Annotated in this window: 6 protein-coding genes; 4 read left to right on the top strand and 2 right to left on the bottom strand. The window is 62.3% G+C overall.

The genetic code is table 11. The features are described 5' to 3' along the window. Positions 1-1181 (bottom strand): aminomethyltransferase family protein (locus EN884_RS11815; protein WP_164894982.1); only part of this gene is annotated, 1181 nt, incomplete at its 3' end. Positions 1182-2025: 844 nt separating this feature from the next. Here EN884_RS11815 and EN884_RS11810 point away from each other — a divergent pair. The 4 genes from EN884_RS11810 (at position 2026) to EN884_RS11795 (ending at position 10049) form a co-directional block, all read left to right on the top strand. Then, a complete protein-coding gene (locus EN884_RS11810) occupies positions 2026-2529 on the top strand; it encodes a response regulator transcription factor (protein ID WP_032809607.1) in 504 nt (167 codons plus the stop codon). Between the two features lie 317 nt (positions 2530-2846). Then, positions 2847-6854 (top strand): DUF5801 repeats-in-toxin domain-containing protein, encoded by a 4008-nt coding sequence (locus EN884_RS11805; RefSeq protein WP_128360562.1) that lies wholly within the window; start codon positions 2847-2849, stop codon positions 6852-6854. Positions 6855-6933: 79 nt separating this feature from the next. Next, positions 6934-8703 carry a type I secretion system permease/ATPase gene (locus EN884_RS11800; RefSeq protein ID WP_063168888.1) on the top strand — a complete coding sequence of 590 codons (1770 nt, stop codon included), beginning with the start codon at positions 6934-6936 and terminating at the stop codon, positions 8701-8703. Next, the gene (locus EN884_RS11795; protein ID WP_013529875.1) at positions 8700-10049 is read left to right on the top strand and encodes an HlyD family type I secretion periplasmic adaptor subunit; all 1350 of its coding nucleotides are present in this window, start codon (positions 8700-8702) and stop codon (positions 10047-10049) included. Before EN884_RS11800 ends, EN884_RS11795 begins: the two co-directional genes overlap by 4 nt. Positions 10050-10070: 21 nt before the next feature. Here the strand turns inward: EN884_RS11795 and EN884_RS11790 are convergent. Further along, a partial coding sequence (locus EN884_RS11790; protein ID WP_164894981.1) for a sulfite exporter TauE/SafE family protein occupies positions 10071-10764 on the bottom strand: 694 nt, incomplete at its 5' end.

Below are 10764 nucleotides of genomic sequence, written 5' to 3'. Positions count from 1 at the left end.
TCCTTGTTCCACTTCAGCGTGAGCTCGGTGCCGGTCTCGGCGGCCTCACGCCGCAGATGGCCGAAGCCGATCATCCTGCCGGTCGAAGGTGACCAGGCGACGCTGCTGGCGTGCCCAACTTCCTTCCCGCCGCGAAAGGCTTTCAGCGGATACCACTGCACGCGCCGCAGATTTCCGGGCGCATTGCTCTCAAGCCCCTTGCCGTCGAGGGCTTGCGACCAGTCGATGTCGAGCCCGACGAGCTGGCGATGGTCACCCGTGTTCGACATGCGCTGCAGCGCCGCCTTGCCGATGAAATCGGCCTTGCGAAAGTCGACCAGCCGGCCCAGGCCGAGGTCGAAGGGCGACGCACGATACTTTCCAGCTGCCTGAATGCTGGCGCCGCCATGGTCTGGGCCGGCACTTGTATAGTCGTAGCCAACGATCAGCAGCCCGGCTTCGAGACGTGCTATGTCGAGCGCCCAGGCGCCGGCAGGAAGGATGCCAAAAGGCTTGCCTGCCGCCTCGACCGCGTCCCACACGGCGGCGCCGTCATCCGCCTTGACCCACAATTCATAGCCATGCTCGCCGGTAAAACCCTGGCGCAGGATCTCGACCCGTCTGCCGGCAATTGTGACGATGGCCAAGCGAGAGAACGGCAATTCCTGCACGGACTGGGTGACAGCCTCCAGCACTTCGCGGGAACGCGGTCCCTGCAAGGTGAGGATGCCGTAGCTATCGGATATGTCGGTGACACGGACGTCGAGGCCTTCGGCATGCTGCTTCCACCAGGAAAGGCCGGGATCGGCGGAAACGCGGAAGGTGGTTTCGTCCATGCGGAAAACCAGACCGTCGCCGACGACATGGCCGTTCTCGTCGCACCACGGTGCATAGTAGATCTGGCCGACCTGCAGCTTCTTGATGTCGCGCGGGATGAGCGCATCCATCATCCTCTCGGCATCCGGACCGGCAATGACATATTTCGACAGTGGTGACATGTCGCCCATGGCCACCCTGTTGCGGATAGCCGCCAGTTCCTCGACCATATCGGAGTAGCAATCGACGACCATGTTCCTGTCCCAGCGCATCCAGAGTGCGTTCTGGTTCAGTGGCGCCGTCCGTTCGACGAAGGGCGTGCCGCGAAAGGCGACATGGGCATCTGCCACCACGCTCAGGCCGGACGTGAATTTGATGTCGTTCATTCCAGGTCTCCTCCCAGTCGCAAGGCACTTTGCTGCGACATTCGACGACAACGGGTGAAGAACAGCGCACCTCGCGCCATGGAAACGAAACCATCCAAGCGCAGACCGCAGGGACGGCTTCCTGCGAGCAGCAACCCGCTCAGTCAGATGTCTCTTGCCTCATCCGTATCTTGGGTGAGACTTTCACTTCGCAGCGTTTTTCGGAATGCCCCCGGTTGCCGACGGCATACCCGCAGTTCAACCTGAATATTTGAAGCCGCCGTCGGATTGCTTTCGCTGTCAGCCTTCACCGGCAAATGCTCGCTTGCGGTCGACCAGGTAACGCCGTCTCACCGCACAAGCTCGGCCCGTTCAGCCGTAGCATCGAAGCCTGAATTGGCAGCTCGACGCGTGGGGGGAAAGGCGGTAGCGCGCTGGCGCTAGCAAATTTCTCACCCAGGAGTGCGGTGAGACGTCCGGCGATTTCGACTTCGATTCCGCGGATCCACGTGCAATCGAAACGCTGGCATTTCAACCAAGTCCAGCATCGCCTCCGCAGAATCGTCAGCCGGCCTGCTACGCTGCGAGGGAGCCCGCCGGTCCGTCGTAGATTATAGCAATATGTATATTAGCTATTCCTTGACAATCGATGTGGGCTCTGGTTTCCTGATTTTACGGGTATTTAACCAAGTTCGTTGCGTTTTTTACGGACGGTGTTCGCATGTCAACAGTGGTTGTCGCGGACCCGCGGGGGGTATATCTCGCCGGTCTGGAATGGGTGTTGCAGAAGGCTGGACACGATGTTGTCGCCCAGTGTCGCCGCCCTGTGGACGTTCTCGCTCATGTGGAGCGCCATCAGCCTGATATGGTCATCGTAGGCGTGGATCTCGCGGATCAGCAGACATCAGGTCTTTCCTCACGGCTGAAGGCCGGCAACAGCGCTCTCGGCATCATCTTCATCGTGCAGCCAACCGGCAGGCTCGATGTCAGGGAAATACAGACGCTCGACGTCGATGGCCTGTTTCTGGACGGCATCAGCCACCGCTTTCTCATCGAATGCGTGAATGCGGTGGCGGCGGGCAAGAAGTGGATCGACAACAAGATCGTCCAGCAGCTGCTGATGCCCGGCTCGCAGCCGCAGCCAATGTCCCGGCTGACCGGGCGGGAGACCGAAATCGCCGATCTCGTCTCGCGCGGGCTGCGCAACAAGACCATCGCGCAGCGGCTGCATTTATCCGAAGGCACGGTGAAGATGCACCTGCATCACGTCTACGAGAAGTTGCACCTAGGCGGCCGGGCGGAACTGGCCTGGATGACGCACGGCAAAGCCGCCGAGCGTCCGGGAATGGGCCGAACCGGCCTGCTCTGAACACTCTCCACTCGCACCGACATTGTACGCACGGCAACGGCCGCAGAGCCGTCTGGCGGCATCTGGCGCGTGCCTGCGCGACCTCCCCGCAGCGCCCGTCAACCTGACCTATCGAAGGATATATATCGTTCGATCAGGTGCGGACATTGACCGCAATACTATCGAAGCGGGAATGGACGCGCCCTCTGCGCCGGCGGCACAATGAAATTGGAGGGGCGCATTTCAGTATGCGACCGGCTGCACCGGGGTAGGTGCATTTCCGGCATTAGGGGCTGCATCCCTTTTCCAGAGAGAATTTTGAACCAAGGAGAATCTCCATGGCACTCGACATCTTGACCCAGGACATCGTCCTCGACGAGACCACCGGATTTACGGACGATGATATCAATCCGGCCATTCCGCCTTACGATACCAACCCCACGGTGCAATATCTCCTAAGTCTCGACGATCCGGGTGGGCTGACCTCGCCGGAGGTCGCCTTCCAGGCCAACTTCGTCGTGGCCTCGGCGAGTGCGGGAGAAACCATCACCTCGGTCGTTCTCTCCCAGAATCTCACCGGAACCCCGTTTTCCACCACCGTCGGCGTCAACAGCGGCATTCAGACGGTCGATGGCAATTATGTCTGGCTGTTCAAAGACGCAGACCCGCCCCATGCAAACGTCGTAATCGGTGTCATCGGCACCTCTGACCCGTCGGCCGCACCGGCCGCAACCGGCCCGCTCGCTTTCTCGTTTGGGCTGGTCAGCACCAGCGCCACCAATGCGGACCTGTACACGGTCGAGTATGTGCCGTTGCTCAATCCGGACGCGACCAATCCGGACGATCGTATCGGTTTGACCAACAAGGTGTTCGCGTCGGTCACCGGCACCTCCGTGGCTAGTTTTCTGGGCTCAGCCGCCGCGCCCGGCAACAATGATTTCTATCTGATCAATTCGGCCAATGACGCTTCCAAGCAGCTGCTGGTAATCGGTTTGAACGGTGGCAGTGCCAACGTCAGCGAACAGGGCTTCGGCATCAACAACCAGAGCATCAATCCGAACGAAACGCTGCAGGTCGATTTTGTCACCGGCGGTACCCTGAACGCAGGGAGTGCGTCGCAAATCCAGTACGGCAACCACATCGAGACCATCACGCAGGCCGGGTTCACGATCAGCCAGATCACACCTTCCACTCCGACTGCGCGTGTGGACGTCACCGTCAGCGCCTTCAACAATACGGGCAACGACCAAGGCACGAACTTCTTTGACGGCACCACGACCAGCCCCGTGGATATCACCGGCATCAAGTTGACGGGTACATCGGGGTTTGCGTCCGTCATCACTGTCGATGGCACCTATGCGACCGGCAGCGGCAACATCACCGTCACCGGGCTCAGCGGGACCGGAAACGCCGTCACCATCACCGGGCTCGACAACACCACCACCGTCGATATCACCACCGGCAGCCCAATGGATCGGCTGACGGTCAAAGGGGTCGATGCAAACGAGGGGTGCGACATCTCCGAGTTCCATTTCTCGGCGACGAGCACCAACGCCTATAGCGAAGAGGTCGGCTCCCACATCAACTTCGACGATGATGGCCCGAGCATCTCGACCACCGGCGCCGAGCCGACGCTGACCGTCGACGAGTCGGTTCTTACCACCAACGACACGCAGAGCTTTGCCGCCAACTTCAGTTCGGGCTTCGGCGCCGACGGGGCCGGCACGCTGACCTACGCACTGGGCGTCGTGGCAGGCCCTTCGGGTCTGATCGACACGGCGACCGGTCAGGCGGTCATCCTCTCGCTCAATGGCAGCGTCGTCGAAGGCCACACCATCGGCTCCAACGACCTCGTATTCACCGTCTCCGTCAGCGCCGCCGGCGCCGTAACCCTCGACCAGCTCCGGGCGGTGGTCCATGCCGACGCCAGCAACCCCGACGACAGCACCAGCCTGGCCGCCGACAATCTGGTCACGCTCACCGCGACCGTCACCGACAAGGATGGCGACCACCTGTCGGCCAGCCTCGACATCGGCCAGAACCTCAACTTCAAGGATGATGGCCCGAGCATCTCGACCACCGGCACCGAGCCGACGCTGACCGTCGACGAGTCGGTTCTTACCACCAACGATACGCAGAGCTTTGCCGCCAACTTCAGTTCGGGCTTCGGCGCCGACGGGGCCGGCACGCTGACCTACGCACTGGGCGTCGTGGCAGGCCCTTCGGGTCTGATCGACACGGCGACCGGCCAAGCGGTCGTCCTCTCGCTCAATGGCAGCGTCGTCGAAGGCCACACCATCGGCTCCAACGACCTCGTATTCACCGTCTCCGTCAGCGCCGCCGGCGCCGTCACCCTCGACCAGCTCCGGGCGGTGGTCCATGCCGACGCCAGCAACCCCGACGACAGCACCAGCCTGGCCGCCGACAATCTGGTCACGCTCACCGCGACCGTCACCGATAAGGATGGCGACCACCTGTCGGCCAGCCTCGACATCGGCCAGAACCTCAACTTCAAGGATGATGGCCCGAGCATCTCGACCACCGGCACCGAGCCGACGCTGACCGTCGACGAGTCCAACTTGGGTGCCAACAGTGCGGATTTCGCGACCGTTTTCACCCCAAACGCCGGCGCGGATAGTGACGCTATCAGCTATGCGCTCGGCATCAATCAGGTTACGAACGTTAGCGGCCTCACTGACACCTTGACCGGCCTGTCCGTCCTGCTTTTCGTCGAAGGCGGCGAGGTGGTCGGTCGTGCCGGTTCAGCCGCTGGCGATATTGTGTTCACGGTGAGCGTGGCTGTTGACGGGACCGTGACGCTCGATCAGGCACGTGCCGTCATACACTCGCCCGACACCGGACCGGATCAGCAAACATCGCTGGCAGCCGATGATCTCGTAACCTTGACGGCGATCATCACCGACGGTGACGGCGACCAGGCCTCGGACAGTGTCAACATCGGTACAAGCCTCGTCTTCAAGGATGATGCGCCGACGATCACAGTGCCGTTCGACGGTGACCAGAACGCCGGCAACGGTATCGGGACCCCCGAGACTCTGGCCAACACACTCAACGCGTCGGCCACCGGAGCCTTCGGGTACGACATCGGCGCGGATGCTCATCCGGCCGCGTTCTATGCGAGTGGTTCTGACTTTGTCGACCAGAATGGCGCGCTTGCCGGCGTCCAGATCGGGCTCACCGGCACGATCACCGGCGGCGGCGGTGGTAACATTCTCACCTCGGAGGTGACGCTGGCGTCGGAGAGCCTTACCTCCGCGACGTTCAACTTCACTTTCACCTACGACAAGGATCCGGCGGCTGGCACCCAGACCGGGACGGCGGGCGGCACCCTCGTCTTCGACAAGATTGCCGATACTTATACCATCCACCTGACCGACCCTCTCGAAGGCTTCAGCTTCGACGTTATCCACACCAGCCAACTCTTGTCCAAGGAGCCCCTCGGCAATACGGGCCACCCACAGATCGTGCTGGAAAAATTGCAGGCTGATGATCCGAATACGCCGGCTAACGAAAACTTCTACGTGCAGTTCACGGGCAACTTGATCAACAAAGCCAACCCGTTCAGCTTGACAGCCAATGGCGAGGGGTCATCCGGCGACGCCACCTTCACCCTAGGTGGTCACGAGATGGTGAGCAACGCCAATGAAAGCTGGGTATCCGCGACGCAGAGCACCAACGGTGTCGCCGGTGACACGATCCAGAAAGGCGAACTGCTCACATTGCGGTTCTTCGACAGCAACGTCGGTATCAACAGTCAGAACGAGGCTACCCAGCCGACAGCGACCGCCGGCACCATGGCCATCAAGTTCGATGGCATCGGCAACAGCGAGGATCTGATGCTGATCCTCAACCTGATCGACGACAAGGGCACGGCGTCGACGCTCGACGATGTCTCGATTACGAGGGCGATGTACGTGCAGAATGCCGACATCTTCAAGATGGGTCACGTCCCGGCCCCGTACAGCGGCGAGTTCACGCTCGACAACAATGACGGCCTCGTGATCATCGAGCAGAACGACTACAACGCGGCCGGCGAGCACTTCGTGTTGCAGGGTGTCCAGATCATGCAGTCGGGCAACGGCATCACCGGCAACAACACGGCAATCAACCTGAACCCGACGACCGGCGCCGGTGGCGGCAGCGATGCGACCACCAACCTGGTGAATTTCGACCCCACCGACAACGACGTGCTGAAGATCACGGACATCGGCTTCACCTCGACCTCGACCCAGACGCCGGATGCCCACCTCGACTTCGCCTTCAAAGTGGCGGACGCGGACGCGGACCAGACAGCGATGCAGCACATACTTGTCGACGTCGCCTGACACTGGCCAACGGGGGGCAGCCAATGCTGCCCCCAACCTTCCCGCACGAGATGTCATCCCGCACACCAGAGAAATAACGATGAAAACCAAACAACAGCCCCCTGCCCTGCAGGTGGTGATGAAAGAGGCCAGACGTGCCATCCGGCCGCTTGTCTGGTTCAGCGGCGGCATCAACGTGCTGATGCTGACCGGAGCGCTCTACATGCTCCAAGTCTACCACCGCGTGTTGTCCAGCCACAGCCTGGAGACGCTGGTGATGCTGTCGCTGATGGCGGCAGGGGCGCTCGCGGCAATGGCGGGGCTTGAGGTGGTGCGCGGGCGCCTGCTGGCTACCGTCGGATCGTGGATGAACGCGCGATTGGCACCGGTTCTCCTGACCGCATCGGTGGAATATGCCGCCTCGGCGCCAGGCCAAGCCAACGCCCGTCCGCTGCGCGACCTGGATCAAGTGCGCAACTTCTTCACCAGCCCCAGCATCTTCCCGATCCTCGACGCGCCTTGGGCACCGTTGTTCTTCGTTGCCATATTCTTCATGCACCCATGGCTGGGCTGGTTGGCGCTTTGCGGCGGGATCGTGCTGTTTGCTTTGGCGCTGCTCAACGAATACCTCACACGCAAGCCGTTGACCGAGGCCGCAAGCGCACAGTCGCGGGCCTATGTGCAAGCCGAGGCGGCGATCCGCAACGCCGAGGTCGTCCAGGCGATGGGCATGTTGAAGCCATTGCTGGAAGGCTGGAAGGCCCAACAGGACGAGGCCAACAAGGGACAGGTTCTTGCCGCCAACCGTGGCGGCGTCATCGCGGCTATCGCGCGTTGTCACCGGCTGGCCCTGCAAATGGCCATACTCGGCCTCGGCGCCTATCTGGTTCTTCGCAACGAGGCTTCACCCGGCATCATGATCTCCGCCTCGATCCTGATGGGTCGCGCCTTGTCACCGGTCGAGCAAGCGATCGGCACATGGAAGGCGACGGTGGGAGCGCGTGCCGCTTACAAACGCCTCACCGCGGTCGCCGGACAGCACCGGGAAGCCACACCGGTCCTGCCACTGCCCCGTCCGAAAGGCAGGTTTGAGGCCGACAACCTTGTGCTTGCCCGACAGGGTGGCGAGCACATCCTGAAAGGCATCAGCTTCCGTCTCGAGCCGGGTGAAGCGATGGCCCTGATCGGTCCGAGCGGGGCCGGCAAGACGAGCCTGGCGCGCATACTTGCCGGTGCCTGGCGCCCGTCGGGGGGGCGTGCCTTGCTGGACGGAACGGATGTTGCCCAATGGGCGGCGGAAGACCGTGGCCGTTATGTCGGCTATTTGCCGCAGGACATCGAACTCTTCGCCGGCACCGTATCCGACAACATCGCCCGCTTTGCGACGGTCAATCCGGCGGTCTTCCAGCACGTGATCAAGGCAGCGCAGTTGGCCGGCGTCCACGAACTCATCAAGGGGCTGCCGAAGGCCTACGGCACCGAGATCGGCGAGGCGGGTGCGATACTGTCGGGCGGGCAGCGCCAACGCATCGGGCTGGCGCGGGCACTCTACGGCGACCCCACGCTGCTTATCCTCGACGAACCCAATTCCAACCTCGACAGGGAGGGCGAGGAGGCATTGATTGCCGCTCTCGGCGTGGCCAAGGCGACGAACACAACCGTTATCCTGATCGCGCACCGCGCCAACATCTTGGAGAAGGTAGACAAGATACTGGTCCTCAACAGGGGTCAGCAAGATCTCTTCGGGCCGCGCGACCATGTCTTCAACGAACTCGCCAGCCGCGTCAGCAAGGTGGCCCATCTGCCCAAGGCTGCCCAGTTGCCTGCCCTCGAAGTGGTCAAGGAAACCAAAGAGGTCAAGGAAGCATGAGCCGCCCCCCGGAATTGAACGTCGTGCCGCTGCCCCTTCCGCCGCCCTCCCTGCTGCAACCGATGCCGCTGCGTCTCACAGGCGTGACCTGCACCGGGTTCGCGATCATGTTCCTGTTCTTCGGCGTCGCGGGAGGTTGGGCGGCCCTGGCACCGTTGGACAGCGCCGCTGTGGCGCCGGGCGTTATCAAGGTCGCCGGCGACCGCAAGCTGATCCAGCACCTCGAGGGCGGCATCATCGCGGAGTTGAACGCAGCCAACGGTGATGTCGTCAAGGCCGGCAAGATCCTCGTCCGGCTCGACGACACGCAGGCAAAGGCGCAGCTCGACCTGATCCAGAACCGGATAGCAACGCGTGAGGCGCTGGCCGCGCGTCTCAGGGCCGAGCGTGACGGCAGGGCCGAGATCGAGTTCGATCCGGCGTTGCTCGCCAACCCCGCCACCGCCGCAAAGGACGCGGTGTCCGCACAGCGCGACGTGTTCGCGGCGAAACACCACAATCTGGCGGACGAGCAGGAAATCCTCAGCCAGCGCCGCCACCAGACCGAGGAGGAGATAAAGGGACTGGAAGAGCTTATCGTCACCAAGGACAAACAGATCGAGGCGATCGAGGGTGAAACCAAAGACCTCGAGAGTCTGCTCAAGAAGGGGCTGACCACCCGCGAGCGGAACCTGTTGCTCAGACGACAGCAGCAGGAGATCGAGGGCGAGCGCGCCACCAATATCGCCGCAATCGCCCGCGCCAGAAGCGCCATGGCCGAGATCGACATGCAGATCCTGAACCTCGATACGGTGCGGCTCAACGAGTCCGTCGATGAGTTGAGCAAGGTCGAGGCGGAACTGTTCGACCTGAGACAGGAGGAGCGTGCCGCCAGGGACGTGCTTACCCGTACCGATGTCGTCGCACCGGTTGACGGCATCGTCATGGATCTGAAGGTCCACACCGCGGGCGGTGTCGTGAAACCCGGCGATACATTGATGACGATCGTACCGCTCGGACAACAACTCGTGGTCGAAGCCATGGTCAAACCGGAGGATGTCGAGACGATCGCACCCGGACAGCCCGCGCGTGTCAGCTTCCCGGCCTTCGCCCGCTACAACCTGCCGCCGCTCGAGGGTGTCGTGGAGATCGTGTCGGCTGACCGCATGGTTGAGGAGCGCAGCGGCGCACCGTATTTCGCCGCGACGGTTGTGATCGACAAAAGCGAACTCGGCAAGCTGGAGGGCCGCAAGCTGCTGCCCGGCATGTCGAGCGAGACGATGATCCGGACGGGGGCTCGCACCGTTCTCTCTTATCTCGCCGAGCCGATCACGCAGAACTTCCGCCGGGCCATGCGGGAAAAATAGCCGTACGCCGCCCAGCGAAATTCAAGACAGCAGCATTCGCCCGGCCGTGATCGCCAGGAAGAATGCAAAGGCAAGTTTCAGGTAGCGCGGGTTGAGCGCGTGGGCGAGCCTTGCGCCCAAGGGTGCGAACAGGAAGCTCACGGGCGCTATGATGGCAACCGCCGGCAGGCTGACGTAACCCAGGCTGAGCGGAGGCCTGCCTGCAATTGCGAGACCCGACCAGATGAAGCCGGCCACTGCCGGAAGCGCAATAAGCAGGCCAAGCGCCGACGATGTGCCGACGGCCCGGTGCACAGGAAAGGAAAAGCTGGAAAGCGTCGGCACCGAGAGCGTGCCGCCACCGATTCCCATGAGCGAAGAGACAAAGCCGATGACAGAGGCGATCGCGCGGTTGATCCAGCCGCTTTGCGGCAGGTGATCGGAGATCACGAAGTGCTTCGGCAACGCCATGTTGAGGGCCACCAGCAGGCCGACGACGCCGAAAACCAGCCGCAAGCCGGCGCCCGGGATGAACTTCGACGTGATGCCACCGATCAGGGCACTCACGAAAACGGCCGGTCCCCACAGAGTGAGCAGAGGCCGATCGACATTGCCGCGCCTGTTGTGCGACCGCATTGACGAGATCGAGGTGGGGATGATGACCGCAAGCGACGTCGCGACAGCCAGATGGCTGATCACAGCAGGCGAAAAGTGGAACAGGCTAAGCACCCAGAAC

The sequence above is a fragment of the Mesorhizobium sp. M7A.F.Ca.AU.001.01.1.1 genome (assembly GCF_004022735.1).
GTDB classification, from domain to species: Bacteria; Pseudomonadota; Alphaproteobacteria; order Rhizobiales; family Rhizobiaceae; genus Mesorhizobium; species Mesorhizobium ciceri.
Note: the sequence above shows the minus strand (reverse complement) of the source record. Positions and strands in the feature narration are given on the sequence as shown.

Excerpts from the sequence above, each read along its gene's own strand:
- EN884_RS11810 (WP_032809607.1), top strand. The coding sequence starts at position 2,026 with ATGGTCATCGTAGGCGTGGATCTCGCGGATCAGCAGACATCAGGTCTT.
- EN884_RS11805 (WP_128360562.1), top strand. The coding sequence starts at position 2,847 with ATGGCACTCGACATCTTGACCCAGGACATCGTCCTCGACGAGACCACC.
- EN884_RS11800 (WP_063168888.1), top strand. The coding sequence starts at position 6,934 with ATGAAAACCAAACAACAGCCCCCTGCCCTGCAGGTGGTGATGAAAGAG.
- EN884_RS11795 (WP_013529875.1), top strand. The coding sequence starts at position 8,700 with ATGAGCCGCCCCCCGGAATTGAACGTCGTGCCGCTGCCCCTTCCGCCG.